This is a genomic window from Streptomyces sp. BJ20 (genome assembly GCF_022869105.1).
Taxonomy (GTDB): Bacteria; Actinomycetota; Actinomycetes; order Streptomycetales; family Streptomycetaceae; genus Streptomyces; species Streptomyces griseoincarnatus.
On the sequence record NZ_CP094918.1, the window covers coordinates 3656269 to 3675589 of the forward strand.

At 69.4% G+C, this 19321-nt stretch carries 15 protein-coding genes and 2 pseudogenes; 7 read left to right on the forward strand and 10 right to left on the reverse strand.

The genetic code is table 11. The features are described 5' to 3' along the window. Positions 1-18: 18 nt before the first annotated feature. Entirely contained in the window at positions 19-2385 is a 2367-nt protein-coding gene (locus MTR79_RS16490) for a PAS domain-containing protein (protein WP_244790927.1), read from the reverse strand. A 224-nt stretch (positions 2386-2609) separates the two neighbouring features. Further along, a complete protein-coding gene (locus tag MTR79_RS16495) occupies positions 2610-3734 on the reverse strand; it encodes an XdhC/CoxI family protein (protein WP_244790929.1) in 1125 nt (374 codons plus the stop codon). A gap of 819 nt (positions 3735-4553) precedes the next feature. Between MTR79_RS16495 and MTR79_RS16500 the strand changes: the two genes are divergently transcribed. The 4 genes from MTR79_RS16500 to MTR79_RS16515 all read left to right on the forward strand — a co-directional run bounded on the left by MTR79_RS16500 (position 4554) and on the right by MTR79_RS16515 (position 9284). After that, complete coding sequence (locus tag MTR79_RS16500; protein ID WP_163037209.1) at positions 4554-5084, forward strand: (2Fe-2S)-binding protein; 531 nt, start codon at positions 4554-4556, stop codon at positions 5082-5084. Continuing rightward, positions 5071-6060 carry a xanthine dehydrogenase family protein subunit M gene (locus MTR79_RS16505; protein WP_244790931.1) on the forward strand — a complete coding sequence of 330 codons (990 nt, stop codon included), beginning with the start codon at positions 5071-5073 and terminating at the stop codon, positions 6058-6060. The genes MTR79_RS16500 and MTR79_RS16505 overlap by 14 nt, the downstream gene beginning before the upstream one ends. Then, complete coding sequence (locus tag MTR79_RS16510; protein WP_244790933.1) at positions 6057-8273, forward strand: xanthine dehydrogenase family protein molybdopterin-binding subunit; 2217 nt, start codon at positions 6057-6059, stop codon at positions 8271-8273. The genes MTR79_RS16505 and MTR79_RS16510 overlap by 4 nt, the downstream gene beginning before the upstream one ends. Before the next feature lie 186 nt (positions 8274-8459). Then, the gene (locus MTR79_RS16515; protein WP_244790935.1) at positions 8460-9284 is read left to right on the forward strand and encodes an SDR family NAD(P)-dependent oxidoreductase; all 825 of its coding nucleotides are present in this window, start codon (positions 8460-8462) and stop codon (positions 9282-9284) included. Between the two features lie 18 nt (positions 9285-9302). Here the strand turns inward: MTR79_RS16515 and MTR79_RS16520 are convergent, their stop codons facing one another. Beyond that, positions 9303-10607: an FAD-dependent oxidoreductase gene (locus MTR79_RS16520; RefSeq protein ID WP_244790937.1), complete on the reverse strand. Its 1305-nt coding sequence runs from the start codon at positions 10605-10607 to the stop codon at positions 9303-9305. Further along, the gene (locus tag MTR79_RS16525; protein ID WP_244790939.1) at positions 10604-11503 is read right to left on the reverse strand and encodes an LLM class flavin-dependent oxidoreductase; all 900 of its coding nucleotides are present in this window, start codon (positions 11501-11503) and stop codon (positions 10604-10606) included. Before MTR79_RS16525 ends, MTR79_RS16520 begins: the two co-directional genes overlap by 4 nt. Before the next feature lie 84 nt (positions 11504-11587). On the opposite strand from MTR79_RS16525, the gene MTR79_RS16530 reads away from it, so the two are divergent. Both MTR79_RS16530 and MTR79_RS16535 read left to right on the forward strand, forming a co-directional pair. Next, complete coding sequence (locus MTR79_RS16530; RefSeq protein WP_244790940.1) at positions 11588-11965, forward strand: helix-turn-helix domain-containing protein; 378 nt, start codon at positions 11588-11590, stop codon at positions 11963-11965. Between the two features lie 370 nt (positions 11966-12335). After that, positions 12336-12470: pseudogene (locus tag MTR79_RS16535) on the forward strand (IS630 family transposase); the annotation flags it as partial. Here the strand turns inward: MTR79_RS16535 and MTR79_RS16540 are convergent. Both MTR79_RS16540 and MTR79_RS16545 read right to left on the reverse strand, forming a co-directional pair. After that, complete coding sequence (locus MTR79_RS16540) at positions 12429-12650, reverse strand: hypothetical protein (protein ID WP_244793380.1); 222 nt, start codon at positions 12648-12650, stop codon at positions 12429-12431. The pseudogene MTR79_RS16535 and the gene MTR79_RS16540 overlap by 42 nt on opposite strands. Further along, positions 12631-12939, reverse strand: a complete 309-nt coding sequence (locus MTR79_RS16545) for a hypothetical protein (RefSeq protein ID WP_244790942.1) — start codon at positions 12937-12939, stop codon at positions 12631-12633. Before MTR79_RS16545 ends, MTR79_RS16540 begins: the two co-directional genes overlap by 20 nt. Between MTR79_RS16545 and MTR79_RS16550 the strand changes: the two are divergent. Next, a pseudogene (locus tag MTR79_RS16550) lies at positions 12920-13174 on the forward strand (undecaprenyl diphosphate synthase family protein); the annotation flags it as partial. The gene MTR79_RS16545 and the pseudogene MTR79_RS16550 sit on opposite strands and share 20 nt — an antisense overlap. Before the next feature lie 48 nt (positions 13175-13222). On the opposite strand, the gene MTR79_RS16555 reads toward MTR79_RS16550, so the two are convergent. From MTR79_RS16555 to MTR79_RS16570, 4 genes are all read right to left on the reverse strand, one after another. Beyond that, positions 13223-14224, reverse strand: coding sequence for a TIGR00341 family protein (locus tag MTR79_RS16555; protein ID WP_244790944.1), 1002 nt, complete (start codon positions 14222-14224; stop codon positions 13223-13225). 619 nt (positions 14225-14843) lie between these two features. Further along, entirely contained in the window at positions 14844-16109 is a 1266-nt protein-coding gene (locus tag MTR79_RS16560; protein WP_244790946.1) for an MFS transporter, read from the reverse strand. Between the two features lie 84 nt (positions 16110-16193). After that, positions 16194-17357 (reverse strand): acyltransferase, encoded by a 1164-nt coding sequence (locus MTR79_RS16565; protein ID WP_189365364.1) that lies wholly within the window; start codon positions 17355-17357, stop codon positions 16194-16196. Between the two features lie 158 nt (positions 17358-17515). Then, on the reverse strand, positions 17516-19249 hold the full coding sequence (locus MTR79_RS16570; RefSeq protein WP_189365363.1) for an FAD-binding protein: 1734 nt from the start codon (positions 19247-19249) through the stop codon (positions 17516-17518). Positions 19250-19321 lie beyond the last annotated feature (72 nt).

The window sequence follows — 19321 nt, forward strand, 5'->3', positions numbered from 1 at the left end:
GGGCGGGGGAGGGGGGGGTCATGCCGGTGGCTGCGTGTCCTGTTCGGTCCAGATGGTTTTGCCGCTGTCGCTGAATCGTGTGCCCCATCGCTGGGTGAGCTGCGCGATGAGGAACAATCCTCGCCCTCCTTCGTCGCCGGTGCGGGCGTAGCGCAGGTGGGGAGCCGTCGTGCTCGCGTCGGACACTTCACAGATCAGCACCTGGTGATCGCGTATGACGCGCAGGTGTATGGGGCCTTCGGCGTAACGGATGGCGTTGGTGACCAACTCACTCACCACCAGTTCGGTGACAAACCCTGCCTCCTCCAACCCCCAGGCGGCCAATTGGCGTTGCACCAGGCTGCGAGCAGTGGCCACGATCGCCGGGTCGCTGGGCAAATCCCACGTGTGCACATGGTCGTCGTCCAAGCGGCGGGTGCGGGCCAGCAGGAGGATCTTGCCGCTGGGCGTGTGCCCAACGTCGGGGGAGGAAGCCAGGATGGTGTTGCGCAGTTCGTCCAGCGGTGTCCCGATAGCCGAGGCCATGACACCTGTAAGCCGTTCCGGCGTCTGGTCGTCGCGGGCCGTGGGAGTGCTGGGCCTGAAGGTCGGCGTGTGGAAGGCAATCACACTGCCGTCGGACAGATCGAAATCAGCGCCTACGAAGTGCCGCTCATCAGTACCGAGTGGCTTGCCGACCAGCATAGGAAGCGTTCTGAACCTCTCCCCGGGCTCCGCGACAGCAGGAGGGACGTGCCCGGCGACGGCCACGGACAGACGGCCGGACACGGGATCGTAGACGCCGTACAGGCAGCGGATCTCCGCAGCAGGGGAGGCGTTCCCGTGCCGGGGGGCATCGTCCTCGGGGCCGGCCATCTGCATGACCAAGGTGTCCAGGCGGGCCAGCACCTCATCCGCAGCCAGGTCCAGGCTCGCCAGCGTGTGCACCGCTGCCCCCAGCCGGCCGATGAAGGCGGCCCCAGACAGGCCGGCCTCAGTCGTTTCTCCCAGCACAAAGGCGACGCGGGCTCCGGACACCGGAATGACGTCGAACCAGTGAGCACCTGCGGAGGCGGGAGTGAAGTAGTGACTTGTCGTGACGGCGCTCTGCTCGGTGGTGCGGCGGCGAAGCATCTGGTGCTGCAGAGCCTGCGCTACGTTGTGCTCGCGTACATAGCGGCGCGCGTTGTCGATGCTCAGAGCCGCCCTGGAGGCCAGATCGCGGGCCGTGAGGCTGTCGAAGTCGGAAAAGGAGCTGCCCGGCCGAAGACGGTAGAACGTCACGGCCCCCACGACGCTACCGCGGGCCTTCATCGGGGCTACGAGGCAGGGGACGGGCCGGCTGCCGCTGGTACTCCGGTACAGCGGTTCCCCGTCGTCTGCGGGGATCCGGACCTCGGACCGGTAGGGGGCGTCGACGTGCTCTTTCATGGCGATCGGGTAGGGAAACCTGGGACGGCGTCGCTGCCGGCTGTCACCACCGCCGTACCGCAAGCCCACGCGTCGCAAGTCGGAGTTGCCCGAATTGGGTTCCTCTCCTACAAGAACCGGTGCACAGACGTCGACCGTTGTAGCGTCGGCGAAGCGGGGCACTGTGACATCCGCGAGCTGCTGGCCGGTCTCGACCACACTCAGGGACGTGCCGACCACAGCGCTGGCGTCTGCGAGCAGCGCAATGCGTTCTTCCGCAATGCGTTGTTCGGTGATCTCCACCGCTGTGGTGGCCAAACCCAGCACGCGCCCCTGGGCATCCTCCAGCCTGAAGATCGAGTTCGCAAAGACATGCTCATGCTCGGGATCGTCCGGAGGACGGCCCCGCTTGTCGAAACCCAGCACCGGAATCCCGGACTTCAGGACCTGCCGCATACGCACTTCGAACTCCTTCGAGTTCGAATCCGGCCACACCTCGTGCGGCATCAGACCGAGAGAGCGAGGGCCGAAAACTCCCTGCATGCCTTGCGCCGCCGGATTGAACTGGCGAAGCCGCAGGTCACTGTCGTACACACACAAGCTGGACGGTGCCTGCGTGAACAGAGTCTCGAGCACCGCAGACCCCACACTGTCACCGTGTTCGCCCGCAGCCACGGGCGTCAGAGTCACGGCCCAGCCGCCGGCAACGTCATCGGCAGGCCGGATACGCACATGACAGGCCTCGGTGCGACCGTCCTTGCCGTGCACCAGAACCGGAGCGGTGGTGTCCATGCCCTCGCCCGATGCATCGACTTGGGGGGACAAAAGACGGGTGACCGGTTCGCCGCGCATTTCCGAGGCCGTGAAACCAACCAAGCACCGGGCAGCCCCGCTCCACCGGGTGATCGTCCCGTGCTGGTCGACTGTCAACTCGGCTGTCGGAAGCCGCTGCGTCAGCGACTTCTTCGAGTCGTCGTGCGGGGTGCTCACCACCATCAGTCTCCTCTGCATCCCCGTCTGTCAGAATCGCAAAGCTGACCACGGGATGCACCCGCGCGGCTCTGGATGCGGTCTGGACTCCTTGTGCCGTGCTCCGCTCGCGCGGCGTGGCACCTGCTTCATCACGACGGCCTGCAGGTACCGCCGGACACGACTGCCAACCGGAGCTCTGCTACCCGCACCACAGCGACCCCGGACCTGTTGCGACGACGGTGAATCGGTCACTGCAGTGCGACGTCTTTGTGGATGCGGGCCGCTGAACCCGTGAGCGGCGAACCGCTCCCTCCTCTGTGCGACGCAACCAGCTCAGCGGCAATCGCGACCGCGGTCTCCTCCGGGGTCCGTGCTCCCAGATCGAGGCCGATCGGCGCGCGCAGCCGGGCCAGTTCCTCGTCTGTCACGCCGACCTGCCGCAAGCGCCGTACGCGGTCTTCGTGGGTGCGGCGCGATCCCATGGCCCCGATGTAAGCCACTGGCAGTCGCAGGGCATGTGCGAGCAGGGGCACATCGAACTTGGCATCATGCGTCAGCACGCACAATACGGTCCGATGGTCGATGCCGGTGCCTTCGAGGTATCGGTGCGGCCAAGCGACGACCACCTCGTCGGCCTCCTGGAAGCGCTGACGGGTGGCGAAGACCGGGCGGGCATCACACACCGTCACGTGGTAGCCGAGGAACTTCCCCACCCGCACCAGGGCGGCCGCGAAGTCGATGGCGCCGAAAACGATCATGCGTGGTGGTGGGGCACTGACCTCCACAAGCAGGCGCAGGGGCCGACCGCAGTATGAGCCATCCGCACCCACCGTAATGGTGGAAGTGCGTCCGACGTCCAGCAATGCACGGGCCTCACCGGCAGCTACACGATCCAGTTCGGTATTTCCGTCGAGTGTGCCCTCCATCGAGCCGTCGGCACGCAGTACCAGAACACGGCCGATGTACGGCTCCGGTCCGTCGATCACACGGGCCAAGGCCACAGCTTCGTCAGCACACACTCCCGCCAGGGCTGACGCCAGGAGCCGACGGCTGGGATCAGACCGACGGACGGGGACGGTGACGATGTCGATGACACCACCACACGTCAAGCCCACAGCAAAGGCGTCCTCGTCGCTGTAGCCGAAACGCTGGACCAGGCTTCGCCCAGTGCGCAGGGAGTCCTGGCACGCCTCGTAGACCGCTCCTTCGACGCATCCGCCCGAGACCGAGCCCACGGCCGTTCCGTCGGCGTCGACGGCTAGCGCCGCACCGGGCATGCGCGGCGCGCTGCCGCTCACAGAGACCACGGTGGCGACGGCGAAATCCTGATCAGCTTTGATCCAGCGGTACAGGTGCTCCGCAACATCCAACATCTCCAGCTCCTGAAGTGTGGAATCGGTCCGCCGCACACGCGGTACGAGACGGCCGTGGCGCCACCGAGAACGGCGGGAAAGAACGGGCAGGCGGGCGTGGCACCAGCGTAAGCGGCCATCCCTTCGGGCGCCCGGGACCACGACGGAGCCGCTGCCCCGAGACGCATCCCGGTGCGCACATGGAAAAGCGCCTCAGACAACCAGACACCTCACCGTGACCGGCCACTCACTTCCGTGCACGGGGCGCACCTGAGCGGCTCCGAGGGCTGTAAGGCACGCCGCAGGCACGAAGGACGAGTGCCGCTGCGCCCCCCAAAAAAAGACCGCCGACTCCATGGAGAATCCCGTCGAGTCTCACCGAGCGAACAGCCCAGCAGCCCTTCTCAACTCGCCCGCCTCGTCCGAAGGTTGTATGCCATCAGGCTGCGGTACAGTCCCGCTCGCCTGGCAGACAACACATGCCAAGGCGGCAGCTCACAGCTCAGGCAGACCGGCGACGACAGGCCTTCCCACGAACGGGACCGCAGTCCTGGCGGCCTTCTCGGGCAGCCTTTCGGCGTGCTCAGCAAAACGGAATGCCATCGGCATCGATGCCAGCGGTGGCGCCAGCACAAGGGTTCGATCGTCACGCCGCCAGGCTCAGAACACCCCACCTCAGACGAGTCGAGAACACAGCGGTACCGGTTCCCACTTCTTGATCAATGCTGCGTTTTGCCACGAATGGCGGACCTTTGTGCCCGGTTTTAGCATCGACCAGAAACCACTCCGGTTGCCAAGCCACGCTCCTGCTCTAAACCGAACCTCATGAATCGAGGCGCTATGAAGCATGCCGACACGCCGACGCGCCCCAGCGAAGCGACATCAAAGATCCCGGACGTAGAAGTCACACTCAGCGTCAATGGGGATGCGTACCGCATGCGGTTCGACTCGCGTGTGACGCTCCTGGACGCCCTGCGCGACCACCTGGGGCTTACCGGCGCGAAGAAGGGCTGCGATCAAGGCGCGTGCGGCGCCTGTACCGTTCTGGTCGACGGAAAGCGCATCGTCTCCTGCCTCGCTCTGGCTGCTCAGTACGACGGCCACGAGATCACCACGGTGGAAGGGCTCACCGACAACGGCGAGCCGCATCCCTTGCAGAAGGCGTTCGCCCGGCACGACGCATTTCAGTGCGGCTACTGCACCCCGGGACAGATCATGTCTGCGGTCTCCCTGGAAGCCGAGGGACGCGCAGGCACAGACGCGGACATCTGCGAGTTCATGAGCGGAAACATCTGCCGCTGCGGAGCCTATCCGAATATCCGCGCAGCGATCCGCGACGTCGTTTCGGAGGGCAACGATGCGTCCGTTTGAGTATGTCCGGCCCGCCGAGACCGAGCAGGCGGTGGCCGCCGTCACCGCAGACCCCCGCACGTCGTTCCTGGCCGGCGGCACCACTCAGCTCGACCTCATGAAGGACGGCGTCCTCGAGCCCGAGCGGCTGGTCGACATCACCAGGCTGCCCCTCAAAGGCATCATGCACGCCGACTCGACGGTGCACGTCGGCGCACTGACGACGATGGAGGAACTTGCCGCAGACCCGCTGCTGCGCGAACGGCTTCCCTTCGTACGTGAGGCGCTCCTGCTAGGAGCATCCACGCAACTGCGCAACATGGCCACGATCGGCGGCAACCTGCTGCAGCGGGCACGATGCCGGTACTTCCGCGACCCGACCGTCGCAGCGTGCAACAAGCGCAACCCCGGCTCCGGATGCGCAGCCATTCATGGCATCCAGCGCATGCATGCGATCTTGGGAACGAGTGACCAGTGCATCGCCCTGCACGCATCGGACGTAGCCGTACCCTTCGTGGCGCTGGACGTCGTCGTCCACATCCAGGGCGCGGACGGGCCGCGCGCCGTCCCACTGACTCAGTTCTACCGTGAGCCCGGCACGACACCCCACATCGAGAACGTGCTGAACCACGGCGAACTGATCACGGAAGTCGAGATCCCCCTTCTTCCCGAGGGAGCGCGCTCGCACTACATGAAGGTCCGCGACCGCGTGTCCTACGAGTTCGCTCTCACCTCCGCCGGGGTGGCCCTGCGGATGGAGGGCGACACCATCCGTGAAGCTCGGATCGGCCTGGGCGGAGTGGGAACCGTTCCCTGGCGGGCCTGGAGCGCCGAGGACGTGCTGCGCGACGCCACGGCCAGTGACGAGAACTTCCGGACTGCCGCGGAAGCGGCTCTGGAGGGCGCCCGGACACTGCCCGGTACTGCGTTCAAGGTGGAGCTGGCCAAGCGCACCCTGGTGCGCACGCTCGAGACCGTCGCGGGAGCCTCGTCATGACCACGCTGGAAGACCCGACGCGCACGGTCATCGGTGAAGGCGTCGACCGCGTCGATGCCCCCCTGAAGACCACCGGGGCCGCGCACTACCCCAATGACTACATCTACCCGGGCATGGTGCACGCGGCCCTGGTGGGCAGCACGATCGCCGCAGGGCGCATCCGCAGCATCGACGCCTCCGAAGCGCAGCATGCTCCTGGTGTCCTCACGGTGATCACCCACCTGACCGCACCCCAGCTGGAACGCGGACCGATGACCTTGCTCGGCCCCTCTCCGCCGGCGCCCATGCAGGACGACCGTATCCTGCACTACGGCCAGCACATCGCCGTCGTCGTGGCCGACAGCCCGGAACAGGCACGGCACGCCGCCTCGCTGATCAAGGTGGAGTACGAGCCGGGCGAGGCGCTGCTCGACATCGAGGACCCCCGCGCCGAAGTCCTTGAGAACCCCTGGGGACTGGACACCGAGCGCGGCGACGTCACAGCCGGGTTCGCGCAGGCCGACATCGTCGTGGACGAGCGCTACACCACCCCGGACAACACCAACAACCCGCTCGGACTGTTCACCACCATCGCCTCCTGGCACGGCGACTCGGTCACCGTCCACGACTCCACCCAGTGGCCGCACAACGTGCGCACCTCCTTCGCCCGGATCTTCCGGATCCCCGAAAGCGGCGTGCGGGTCCTCGCTCCCTTCGTCGGCGGCGGCTTCGGCGCCGGACTGCGCGTGTGGTCCCACACCATCCTCACGGCGATGGCCGCGCGTGAAGTCAAACGCCCGGTGAAGCTCGTCCTGACCAGGCCACAGATGTTCACCTCCGTCGGACACCGCCCCAACAGCGTCCAGCACATCAAGATCGGCGCCACCTCCGGCGGCCAACTGACTGCGATCGAGCACCGCGCCATCTCATCGGTGGCGATGGAGGACGACGACTACGAACCGGTCGCCGCCGGATCAGCGGTCGCCTACGAGTGCCCCAACGCCCGGACCCACGACCGTCAGGCCCGCCTCAACATCCCCTGCCCGGGCTCCATGCGCGCCCCCGCCGAGGGCCAGGGCAACTTCGCCCTGGAATCCGCCATCGACGAGGTGGCGTACGCGCTCGGCATGGACCCGCTGGAACTGCGGCTGCGCAACTACGCCGAGCAGAACCCGGTGCTGGGCCTGCCCTGGTCGAGCAAGGCTCTGCGCGAGTGCTACACCGTCGGTGCAGAACGCTTCGGCTGGGCCCGCCGCACACCGGAAATCGGCTCCATGCGCGACGGCAACTGGCTGGTCGGATACGGCATGGCCGGCGTGTCCTATCCGTTCTACCAGGTGCCCTGCCAGGCACGGGCGTCGCTGCGCCGCGACGGGTCCGCCTACGTAACCAGCGCCGCAACCGACATCGGCACCGGCACCTACACCGTCATGACCCAGCTTGCGGCCGAATGCCTGGGCCTGGACCTCGACAGGGTCCGCTTCGACCTCGGCGACTCCGACATGCCCTACTCGCCCCAGGCCGGAGGGTCCGGCCTGACCGGAGCGCTGGCCAACGCTGTACACATGGCCTGCGGCAACCTCGTCAAGGAGTTCCTCGACATCGTCCGCGACGACGATGCCTCCCCGCTGCGAGGAGCGGCAGTGCAAGAGGTCACCGCGAGCGGGGGCCGTCTGCACCGCACTGACGCACCGGACCAGGGGGAGGCGTACACCGACATCCTCAACCGTCACGGTCTGGAGGAGCTCAGCGCGGACGGCCGCAGCACACCACCCGACCCTCAGAAGATCGGCATGGCCACAGCCGGCGCCTTCGGCGCGAAGTTCGTCGAGGTCCGTATCGACCCGCAACTGGGGCTCCTGCGGGTGGCACGCGTCGTCAGCGCGATCGACGGCGGACGCATCCTCAACGAGAAGACCGCCTCGAGCCAGATCACCGGCGGCACCGTCGGCGGCATCAGCCAAGCCATGTTCGAGGAGACGGCAACCGACGCAGGTACCGGACGCATCGCCAATGCCACCTTCGGGGACTACCTGATGCCCGTCAACGCGGACATCCCCGACATGGAAGTGATCTTCTGTGGCGGCCCCGACCGAGCCACCACCGTCGGCACGAAGGGAGTCGGCGAAGTCGGCCTGGTCGGCATGGCGGCAGCCATCGGCAACGCTATCCACCACGCCACCGGCCGCCGACTGCGCTCCCTGCCCTTCACCATCGACCAGCTGCTCCTGTGAACCAGAGCCCAGCCCTGCGGTGAGGTGGAGTGAGGGCGACAGTCACAACGCCCCACCGCACGGGCAGGACCCCCCCCGGACATCCGACCGATCCGCCCGGCGCCATGGTCTTCCGGGGCGCCGGACGGCCCGGCGGCATCCGCACGCCACGGGCCCGCACCCGTCACCCACGCAACGGTGAGCACCATGGACTCCAGCAGCACCGCCCGCCCCACGGTGGTGCTCACCGGTGCCACCAGCGGCATCGGGGAAAACGTCGCTCACCTTCTGGCCGCGGACGGAGCCCGGCTGATCGTCCACGGCCCCCAGCCACCCGAAAGCCAGTCCTCCCTCCTCGACCGCCTCACCCAGCTGGGCGCGGGCGAAGTGCACTACCTCCAGGCAGACTTCGACCAGCTCGCCGCCGCCGACAGACTCGCCGGCCACATCACAGACATCACCGACCGGGTCCACGTACTCATCAACAACGCAGGCCGCCCCGGCCCGCCGACCCGGCAACTCACCGGCGACGGCAACGAGCGCACCCTGCAAACCAACTACCTGGCACCGGTACTGCTCACCGCCCGTCTCACCCCTCTGCTCCGCACCGCGCGTGGACGCGTGGTTCATGTCTCCTCAGCCACGCATCTGACCACGTCATTGGACGTGGATGACCTCAACATGCAACGGGCCCCCTACAGCTCCACCGGCGCCTACTCCAGAAGCAAACTCGCCCTGGTGGCCCACGCGCGATGGCTCACAGAGCAGGCGCCCGAGCCCCGGTTCGACGCCGTGAGCGTGCACCCAGGAGTCATCCGCACACCGCTGCTCCACGCCATGTTCACCATCGAGGGAGACTCGCCCTCCCAAGGCGCACGCCACGTGAAGCAGGCAGCCCTTGCTGCCGGATCCTGGAACGGGCAGTACCTGGACGAGGACACACCTGCGCAGCCGAACCCCGCAGCACTCGACGCGGAGTGGCGAAACCGCCTCATGCGGCACACGTTCCGCCTCCTGCCACACGACCCCTGACCCGCGCGCCGACCTCACTCACAGACGGGGGCGCAGAACGCCGTCGGGGTCGTAACGCCGCCACAACGCAGCGACACGCGTGCCGACGGAGCCCGGGTAGGTGCGGTCGAACGAGGCCTGGCTCGGATTGCTCTCAAAATTCACATACGCCCCTTCCGTGTGCTGTTCCACCGGCTTCCATGCCCTGAGCAGGTCGTCGTAACCGTAGGGAGGGAAGGTCGAGGCGGTGACGAGGAACCGCTGATGCCGGTGCGGGAAGGCGGTGGCCGCAGGATCGGCCTCGGCCACCGCACCGCCGAGGGAGCGCATCTGGACGAACAGGGGCGTGGGCCCGGCCATCATGTCGACCAGCGCACGGCCGGCGGCCGGCGTGACCTCCGAGAGCAGCCCGTTGGTCGTGGAAGCGGGCATCTGCCCCACATTGACGTGCATGTGCTCACGCGGAACGAGACTCGTGTAGGGCGTCAGCAGCGCCTGCTGGAGGGTCACCTCACCGATGTCGAGGAGAGGGCCGATCGCATTGCTGATGGCCCGCGTGTCGTCGGTGGCGACGACCGCGGTGATGAACGCGTTCGTCACCGGCCCCTGCGAGGAGAACATGACGGCCGTCGTGAGCTCCCGTGGGGCGTCCTTCAGCACCGCGTCCAGACGCTGCAGCAACCCGCCCGCCGGGTCGACCCGCGCGGCGATCTGCGCGTATCCCACGTTCCGCAGTTCGAGGGCTTCGAACTCGAAGGCCACGGCTATACCCGCGCCCGCGCCCGCGCCCCGCATCACCCACAGCAGGTCCGGCTCGTTGGCCGCGTCGGCGCGCACGAGCGAACCGTCGGCCAGCACCACCTCCACCGCCCGCACACGGTCCACCGTGAGCCCGAAACGCCTGACCAGCCATCCGACCCCGCCACCCGTGGCGAGCCCGCCGACGCCGACATTGCCGTGGTCGCCGGAGCTGATGGCCAGCCCGTGCGGGCTCAGCGCCTGGGCGACCTGCGCCCAGCGGGCACCCGCCTCCACCCGCACGAGGCGCCTGGAGCGGTCGAGGACCGTGACCCGGTTCATCCGCCGCAGATCGATGACCAGCCCGCCGTTGTTGGTGCCGCGGCCGGACAGACCGTGCCCGCCGCTGCGTACCGCGACGGCAAGCCCACGATCCCGCGCCAGGAGCAGGGTGGCTGCGACGTCACCGGCCGATTCCGGGACGGCGACGACGGCGGGACTGCCAACCGTGGTGTACGTGGAGCGGTAGGTCCGGTAGCGGCTGTCGTCCGGCGTGATCAGCTTGCCGGGCAGGGCGGCAGGCGCGGTGACGGGTTCCGGGTTCATCGCTGCCCCCTGCGCTCCGCGACGTGTGCGCGCACCGCCGGGACGACTCGTGCGGCGAAGAGCTCCAGCTGGGTCTCGGCATCGCCCACAGGCCAGAAGATGAAGGTGTCGAACCCCAGACGCAGGGCCCAGTCGGTGAGGGTGTCGACCCACACCTCGACGTCGCCGACGAGTCCGTGGGGGGCGCCGTGCGTCCCGATGGTGCCGATGACGTTGTAGATGCGCCGGACGGACCGCGGGTCGCGGCCGGCGGCCGTGGCCGCCTCGTCGATGATGACCTGACGTGCGGGCACCTCCTCGGGCGGCACGTAGATGTTCAGCGGCGAGATCCATCCGTCGGCCGCCCGCCCGGCCATGGCGAGCATCTTGGATTTCTGGGCCCCCAGCCACAGCTGCACCGGGGTGGCCGGGACAGGGCCGGCCCGGTAGCCCATGACGGTGTGATGAGAGGTCTGCATCCGTACCGCACCACCGGCCAGCGCCTGGTGCATGAGATCGAGGGACTCCTCGGTGAAGGCAACCATCTGCGCGCCCCGCCGGGGCAAGCTCCCCATGGAGGCGATCGCTTCGGGGAAGGCACCGCCGCCCACCCCCAGCTGCACACGGCCGCCGGTGAGGACATCCAACGAGGCGGCCGCCTTGGCCAGCAGCGCCGGAGGCCGCAGCTGAAGATCGGCCACGTCCGTGAGGAAGGAAATGCGCTGCGTCGACGCTGAAAGGTGACTGAGCAGTGTCCAGGTCTCCAGGTGGCCCGGCTGGTACGGGTGGTCCTGGACGGCGAGGTAGTCGAGCCCGCTGATGTCGGCCTGGTGCGCGAGCCGGCGGGTCTCTTCGAGAGCGTCCGCTGCCGGGTCGAGGCTCAGGCCGAACGACAGCGGGTGTCCGTAATCGGTCATGGCACCACAGTGCGGCCGCCCTCACGCCAGACCAAACGTCCCGTAAGGTGCTAATCTTTCATAAGTAGCTCAGGAGTAGACCACATGCCACGACAGCTTGAACGCAGTTCCATCCACGACGAAACCTGCCCCCGCTTCCAGGAAACCCTCGAAACGGTGGGCCGCCGCTGGACCGGCTCCATCCTGATGGCCGCCACCCAAGGCGCCAGACGCTTCGGCGAGTACCGGGCAGTGATCCACGGCATTTCCGACCGCCTGCTCTCCCAGCGCCTCAAGGAACTCGAAGCCGAAGGACTCATCGAACGCACTGTGGTGCCCACCACACCCGTCCAAATCACCTACACCCTGTCCCCCGCAGGGGAGGCCCTCCTCGAAGCCCTGCAGCCCCTGGTCCGCTGGAGCACCCGCAGAGCCGCCCAGAACGCCCGCACCCCACATCACGCGAGCGGCACACGCACCTGATATCTCCCGCTACGCGCCGCGCAACAATGCGACGACAAAGCACCTACCGGGACACCGCACGGCCTCCGACCATGCCTGCGGCGCGCCGTGGCTCCGCGCTGTCCCTCACCCGCGTGGAAAGCCGCGCCCGCATCCGTGAGCCGCCCCCGGCAACGGACGGAGGTGGCCTTCCAGGACCGGCAGTCTGCGAACCCACCGACGCCGCACTCCGGCTCGCGCTTGGGCGGCGTCCCAGGCACGACCCGTGTCCGTGACTTGGTCCGTCCGCATTACCCTCCCCGGCGAAGAACGGATCTGCGTCCATGCCGTGAATCTGAACAGGGACGTCTTGAGGCCAGGTGGCACCGAACTCCGTGACTGGGACGCACGCGTGCGCGGAAGACTTGCAGCGGCCCGTGGAGCCTGGCTTGTCTTCGAGGAGGAAGCCGGATTCTCCATGACGCCGCCGCAAGCGAAGACCTGGTCACAGCGCGGCCGGACCCCGGTGGTGCGGGCCTGTGGCCGCGGCGAGGAGGAGGCCGATGCCACCGGTGCCGGTCGAGGCGAGGCTGCCGTCCTCGATGCGGAACTCGACCTCCGTGCCGGCCGATGCCGTGGCGCCCGACCTGACCACGCGGGCCTGGAGGGCCTCCGCGAAGTCCTGGCCCTGTTCGGCCTGCTGGTCGTCACCGCCCGCGACGGTCACGGTGTAGCACCTTCACGGTGAAGACCGTCGAGGCGCCGCCGGCCTCGGCGCGGACCGTGCATGTGCGTTCCTTGTCAGTGCCCGCCTGGAGCGGCGCGGACCGGGCGCGGCCCCGGGCGTCGGTCGGCACGGCCAGCTCGGTGGTGTCGGTGCCGCCCTCGGCGATGCCGCCGTACACCGGCTTCGTCGGAGGCTCGCTCGCCAGAAGGTTTTCGGCCGGGGCCTGGGTGCGGTCGCCGCTGAGCACCCGGGCGCCGCTTGCCGGCCACGCCGCCCAGGCAGGCCACATCACCCCAGACCTGCTCAGCGAACGCGACGTCGCCGCACACCTGCCCCATCCCGACCTGCCCGACGTCGACCTGCTGTGGCGTACCGGAGGTGAACGACGCACCTCCAACTTCCTGCCCCAGCAAGCCACCTACGCCGAACTGCACTTGACCGACCTGCACTGGCCTGACGCCGATCGACGCCGCCTATGGCAGGCCATCATTGCCTACAGTCAGCGCCAACGCCGACACGGTGCCACCCCACACACAGCCCAGAGCGCTCCGAAGGGGAACAGCACGGGATGCTCAGCCGCCGACCACTCCGGCGTCGATGCGCCGGCCACGCGACGTGTCCACCGCGACGGGGATACCGTCCGGGATCCGTCCCTCGAGCCGGTCGAGCAGAGACTCCACCGGCGGGAGGTCTCCGGGGCTGCGGACGTGGACGTACATCGTCCGCGACGTCGCGTCGACGCTCGTGACGGACGCGTCCGGCACGTCGGCAAGCCACTGCTGTGCCGCGTCCTTGGTCCGGCCGGTCCACGTGTCGAGCAGGAGTGTGATCACGGTGTTGGCCGTCAGCGGAACGAACACGGCGGTGAACAGCAGGATCATGGCCGCGTAGGTCCTGCGGGCGGGACGTCCGGCTGCCTTGTCGGCCTCCGTGCCGTAGCCGAGCGAGGCGAAGACCACCATGCCGCCGAAGACCAGGGCGAAGAGGTTCGACACGAACAGCACCAACGCCCCCAGCGCCAGCCATCCCGACAGCTGTCCCAGACACACCCCTGCCACCACCAGGGGCGGGACAAGAGAGATGGCGATCGCGACGCCGGGCAGTACGGCGGCGACGTCCCGGCGGGCCAGTGCCACTGCGCCGGCGAAACCGGTCGCCAGGGCGGCGATCAGGTCCATCAGGCCCGGCGACGTTCGTGAGGAGATCTGGCTGTTGGACAGCAGGTCGTAGTCGCCGGGGAGGGCCACCGACACGGTCATCCCGACTGCGGTCACCAGCAGGCACGCCAGGAGGACGACCCTGGCCGATCCGGTGCGGCGGCGCTTCACCGAGCCCAGGGCGATGCCCATGATGGGCGTGGACAGCGGCGCGATGATCATCGCGCCGATCACGGTGGCCGTCGAGTCCGTGAGCACGCCGCCGGATGCGATGACCGACGACAGCGTCAGCATCGTCCAGAAGGCCGAACGCTTGGACGTGGTGTCCCCGGACGACAGGTCCAGGTCCTCGGTCAACTCGTCCAGCGAGCGGCGCTGGGAGGCCGGCAGGACTCGGGTGCGGACTTTGCCGATCATGCCCCCAAAAACAACCACGGTCAGCCCAGCTCCAGCGGGCAGGACACGAATCTACGAGCTCTTCGGGGTCGCTGGTGCGGGATCTGTTCGCGGGTCTGCCGGGCACGCAGGGTGCTCCGCCCTGCCGCCTCTCCTGCTGCAGCGCGGCGGTGCGGGCTGCTTCGCCGTTCGTATGACGCCGGATCCTGGGCGTTGGCCTGGCGCCGCACTCCCTTGCTCGGCCTGGAGCTGCTCGACGACCGCACGCAGGTTGCGGGCTTGGTGCGCAGCACGACGGCTTCGAGGCGAGCCTGCTGGGCGGCTTCGGCTCGAGCCGTGTCGATCCGCGAGGCCGGCACGGGCAGGTCGGCACGGATCGTGGTGAATCGCTGTCGCATGACCGCCGGCTTGTCGGGGCGTCGCCAAGCGCACCGGGGCATGGAACGTCTCGGCGTACGGGGAGGTGCGCAGAGTCTGCCGAGCCTGCAGGCGGGCGGATGCGGAGGCGCCCTCGGCACGCTGCTGCTCCTCGCGCTTCGGCCAGGTGTCGCGTGTACCGGATGAGGAGGCACTGCGCCCAATCCGGGCGGGCATGGTTCGAGGGCTGCCACGCCCAGTGGGGGCGGGCGCCCCCCCCACGTCACCGTGGCGCTCCGCTGCCCGTGACGGTCGTGCCGGTGCCGGTGTCGTGGGATGCGCCGGTGGCGGGGAGGGCGGGGCCGGGAGGGGCCTTGCGGAGTCGGGTGTGCAGCAGGGCCAGCAGCAAGGCCGCCGCGGTGGATGCCGCGCCGGCCGCGGCCACGGTCGGCAGCGTGTTCCCGCGGGCCAGCAGGAGGCCGCCGAGCCAGCTGCCGAGCGCGATGCCAACGCAGAACGCCGAGTTGTTGACGGTCAACGCCATGGTGGAGGACGACGGGCCCGCCGCGGACACGATGGCGTTGTTGAGGGCGGGGATCGTCGCGAAGTAGGCGGTGCCCAGCAGGCAGAAGACGCCGGCCACGGCCCACCGGTTGCCCGGGGGCAGCGCGAGCAGGAGCAGACCCGCCGCGGCCGCGCCCAGGGTCGCGGGGACGGCCGCGGACGGGAACCGGTCGGCTGCCCGGCCGCCGGCCGTGTTGCCGACGATGCCTCCGAGCCCGTACAGCAGCAGGAGCACGGTGACGCTCCCGGAGCCGAAGCCGGCGGATTGCGTGAGGTACGGCGAGGCGTAGGTGTAGAGGGCGAAGACTCCCGCGGTGCCCAGCGTGATCACCGCGGCGACCAGCAGCATCGGGCCCGGCAGGACGAACCGGCGCCGGCCGGGGCCGGTGTCCGGAGCGGCCGTTCGGCGCAGGCCGGCCGGCTTCGCCGTGCCCCTCGGGGATTGCGGTGCGGGAAACCGGGTGAGCAGCGCGGTGGCGGCGAGACTCACCGCGGCCAGTGCCCAGAAGGTGGCGCGCCAGCCGAACGCGTTCCCGATCAGGGTGCCGGCGGGCACCCCGGCCACACTGGACAGGCCGATGCCGAGGGTGACCTTCGCTCCGTACGCGGCCCGCCGGTCCGGTGGCGCCGTGTCCCGGGCGGCGGCCACGAAGGCGGCGATCAGGGTGGAGTGGACGACCGCGCTCACCACGCGGCCCACGAGCAGCCAGCCGAAGCCGGGTGCCGACGCGGCCAGCGTGTTGCCCATGACGAACACGCCCATCATGGCGGGCAGAAGCGTGGCGCGGCGCAGCGTGGCGGTGGCCGCGGTGACCAGGGGGCCGACCAGGACGACCGCGGCGGCGTACACGGTGATCAGCAGGCCGACGGCGGTCAGTGAGACGCCGACGTCCTGCGCGATGCCCGGCAGGATGCCTGCGATGACGCTCTCGGCGGTACCGATGCAGAAAGTGCACAGCATCATCGCGAGGACGGGCAGCGGCATGAAAGCTCCTCTGAGGTCGGCCCCGTGGCCGCCGGGCTCTCCGGGGGCGAGCCGGGAGAGCCCGGCGGCCGGGGTCCGGTCGGGTCAGGGCGTGCCGACGGTGACCGGCCGGTCGCTCTCCTCGCTCCCGGGCCCGGGACCGTCGGCGGAGGGCTGGTCACGGGCGACGCGGAGGGTACGGGCACGGCCCCGGCGCGCCCAGGCCCGTACGGCGGGCCGTTCGACGCCGGCGTACAGCAGCCAGGCCAGCAGCAGGCTCACCGCGGCGATCAGCACGGCCACGCCGGCCGCCTCGGCGAGCGAGCCGGTCTCGCGGTACCCGAACCGTTCCTGCAGTACGGACAGCAGGATCTGGTGGACCAGGTAGAAAGCGAACGACACCTCGCCGAGCCATACCCATACGCGTCCGCCGACGGCGGTGCCGCGGCCCTGCGCGTCCCGGGCCGCAGCGGCGGAGATCAGCAGCGCGAACGGCACGACGACGACGGCGTTCAGGGAGAACAGGAAGGGCGCCTGGAGGCTCAGCACGTAGGCCGTCAGCGTGACGGCCAGCGCGGGCAGCACCCCGAGGCCCACCCACCGGCCGGTCAGCACGATCCGGGCCATCAGGATGCCGAGCAGGAAGTCGAGCACCCGTGCGGGCGGAAAGATGTAGACGAGCCACATCTGGGTGATGGAATGGCCGTACAGCGGAGAGTTGGCGTGGTTCGGTCCGAACGACTCACCCGCGGGCAGCAGCTGTACCAGCAGCGGCAGCGAGATGATCACCATCGCCGTGCCGCCGGCCCACCACCACAGCCGCTCGGCGCGGATCCGGCGGACCCTGCGGTACAGCGCGGGGAACAGCAGGTAGAAGACCAGCTCGCAGGAGAGCGACCAGCTGGGGTTGTTGATGCTGAAGAACACGTCGTCGCGCGGTACCCACGCCTGGAGGAGCAGGAAGTTGGGGATGCCCGCTCCCCAGGTCGCCGACGCGTAGGCGTAGCAGGCCAGGGCGACGAAGAAGGTGACGACGTGGTTGGGCGCGATCTTCACGATCCGGCGTCCCCAGAACGAGGTCGTGGTGTCGCCGTCGCGCGCGGACCAGGCCAGTACGAAGCCGCTGAGGATGAAGAAGAAGGTGACACCGGCCCAGCCGCCGTTCTTCACCGCGGAGGCGAAGGGGCCGTGCTGTTCACCGGGGGTGGAGTAGGCGTCGAGCAGTGACAGGTGGAAGAGGAACACCAGGAAGGCGGCGAAGAACCGCATTCCGGTGAGTGAGGAGAGCCGGGGAGAGCGCCCGGGCACAGTAGGGGCAGTGGACACGAGGGTTTCCCGTCGGTGTAGGTCTGCGGGCGAGGAGGGGAGCCGGCCGGCACGTCCGGGCCGTGGGCGCAGCGACGTGCCGGTCGGCCGGGTGCGCCGGGTCAGGCAGGGCGCACCGACTGGGCGTGGCGGAAGAAGCCGGTGGGGTCCCAGGCGGCCTTGACCTTCTGCAGCCGCCGGTAGCCGCCCTTGTAGTACAGCTCGTGCCAGGGGACGCCCGAGCTGTTCCAGCGCGGGTCCCCGAGGTCGACGTCGGCGTAGTTGACGAAGCAGCCGTCGGTGGTGTCGTTCGGCACCGGCACACCGCCGGTCGCCGCGAACATGTCGCGGTAGCACTCCCGCACCCAGGCGATGTTGGCCGCGTCGTCCGCCGCGTCCTGCCACAACGAGACGACCTGGTACTTCAGTACCGAGTCCCGCTGCGGCACCGCGGTGGCGTCCGGTGCGACACGGTTCACCGCACCGCCGTACGAGGCGATCATCAGCAGTGCGCCGGGGTTGTGGAAGTCGTCGCGGGTCAGGTGCCGGTAGGCGGCGGAGATCTGGGCGTCGGTGTACGTGCGGCGCGCGTACACCGACTTGCCCTTGAACCGGACCGTCGGGTCGGGGCCGGTGAACCCCGGCCACTGGGTGGCGTGCAGCCACGGCATCCGCCGGTACTGGCGGACCTGCGGCTGGATTCCGATCCCTGCCCCGACCTCGGCGATGTAGGTGCGCAGCAGGCGCTCGGCACCGGGCGCGTCGGCGTCGACCAGCGAGTCGAGCACCACCGCGCCGCCCGACTTGTGGAACGGCTTGAGCTGGCTGAACAGCGCCGTGTACGGGGAGTCGGGTGCGCTGTTGCGGGTGTGCCAGTCGCCGTGGTTCCACATCAGCCGGGTGAAGCGGGACTCGGTCAGTTCCTCCCACGGCCAGGCGACCTCGCTCAGCCACACCTCGCGTGGCGGTGCGGGCAGCTGGGCCGCGGGATCGTCGCCGCGGGCGTCCGGGGAGCGCAGCCAGTAGCGGGTGACCACACCGAAGTTGCCGCCGCCGCCTCCCGTGTGCGCCCACCACAGCTCCCGGTTCGGATCGCCGGGCTCGCGGGTCGCGGTGACCGCGCGGGCGCGGCCGTCCGCTCCGACGACCACGATCTCGACGCCGTACAGATGGTCCACGGCAAGACCGTCGCGGCGGCTCATGGAGCCGTAACCGCCGCCTGGTATGTGGCCGCCGGCGGCCACCGTGGGGCAGTTCCCGGCCGGGAGGTAGACGCCCCATCCCTTGTAGAGCCGGTCGTAGACCCGGCCGAGGGCGGCGCCGGGCTGCACGGAGAAGGCCCGGCGGCGCTCGTCGTAGGCGATGTCGTCCATCCGGGACAGGTCGAGGAGGATCGCTATGTCGTCGCTGGTGGTGAAGTTCTCGTAGCAGTGGCCGCCGCTGCGTACCGCCAGCCGCCGGCCGGAGTCGACGGCCTGCTGAACGGCCCGCACGACGTCGGCGGTGGACGTGGCCAGGACGATGTGCTCGGGGCTGCCCACCCAGCGTTGATTGGTGCCGCGCCGCAGATCGGCGTAGCGCCGGTCGGCCGGGCGCACCGTGACGGGGGCCGCTGCCGCGCCGGCGGGCGAACCCGCGAGGGGGCCGCCGCGCCCCGTTTCCGCCGCGGCCGCGGAGCCCAGCCCGGCGGCGGTCACCGCGAGCGCGCCGCCCGCCGCGGCCGTGCCGGACAGGAACCTCCGGCGGTGTACCCGGGGACGTACCGCGGTCTGCGCGGCCGGGCGCCCGGCGGCGTCGGCGGTCGCCGGTCCGGCGGACGTGTCCGCGTCCGAGGGGAGGGAGGCAGGGGAAAGCATGAGTGAAAGTCCTTCGGATGAGAGGCCGGCAGGAAACGGGGGCCGGATCACGGCCGTGCGCCGGGAGGTGTC

Excerpts from the sequence above, each read along its gene's own strand:
- MTR79_RS16565 (WP_189365364.1), bottom strand. The coding sequence starts at position 17,357 with ATGCGGTTCTTCGCCGCCTTCCTGGTGTTCCTCTTCCACCTGTCACTG.
- MTR79_RS16560 (WP_244790946.1), bottom strand. The coding sequence starts at position 16,109 with ATGCCGCTGCCCGTCCTCGCGATGATGCTGTGCACTTTCTGCATCGGT.
- MTR79_RS16545 (WP_244790942.1), bottom strand. The coding sequence starts at position 12,939 with ATGTGGCCTGCCTGGGCGGCGTGGCCGGCAAGCGGCGCCCGGGTGCTC.
- MTR79_RS16495 (WP_244790929.1), bottom strand. The coding sequence starts at position 3,734 with ATGTTGGATGTTGCGGAGCACCTGTACCGCTGGATCAAAGCTGATCAG.
- MTR79_RS16570 (WP_189365363.1), bottom strand. The coding sequence starts at position 19,249 with ATGCTTTCCCCTGCCTCCCTCCCCTCGGACGCGGACACGTCCGCCGGA.
- MTR79_RS16555 (WP_244790944.1), bottom strand. The coding sequence starts at position 14,224 with ATGATCGGCAAAGTCCGCACCCGAGTCCTGCCGGCCTCCCAGCGCCGC.
- MTR79_RS16515 (WP_244790935.1), top strand. The coding sequence starts at position 8,460 with ATGGACTCCAGCAGCACCGCCCGCCCCACGGTGGTGCTCACCGGTGCC.
- MTR79_RS16500 (WP_163037209.1), top strand. The coding sequence starts at position 4,554 with ATGAAGCATGCCGACACGCCGACGCGCCCCAGCGAAGCGACATCAAAG.
- MTR79_RS16530 (WP_244790940.1), top strand. The coding sequence starts at position 11,588 with ATGCCACGACAGCTTGAACGCAGTTCCATCCACGACGAAACCTGCCCC.
- MTR79_RS16490 (WP_244790927.1), bottom strand. The coding sequence starts at position 2,385 with ATGGTGGTGAGCACCCCGCACGACGACTCGAAGAAGTCGCTGACGCAG.
- MTR79_RS16525 (WP_244790939.1), bottom strand. The coding sequence starts at position 11,503 with ATGACCGATTACGGACACCCGCTGTCGTTCGGCCTGAGCCTCGACCCG.
- MTR79_RS16505 (WP_244790931.1), top strand. The coding sequence starts at position 5,071 with ATGCGTCCGTTTGAGTATGTCCGGCCCGCCGAGACCGAGCAGGCGGTG.
- MTR79_RS16510 (WP_244790933.1), top strand. The coding sequence starts at position 6,057 with ATGACCACGCTGGAAGACCCGACGCGCACGGTCATCGGTGAAGGCGTC.
- MTR79_RS16520 (WP_244790937.1), bottom strand. The coding sequence starts at position 10,607 with ATGAACCCGGAACCCGTCACCGCGCCTGCCGCCCTGCCCGGCAAGCTG.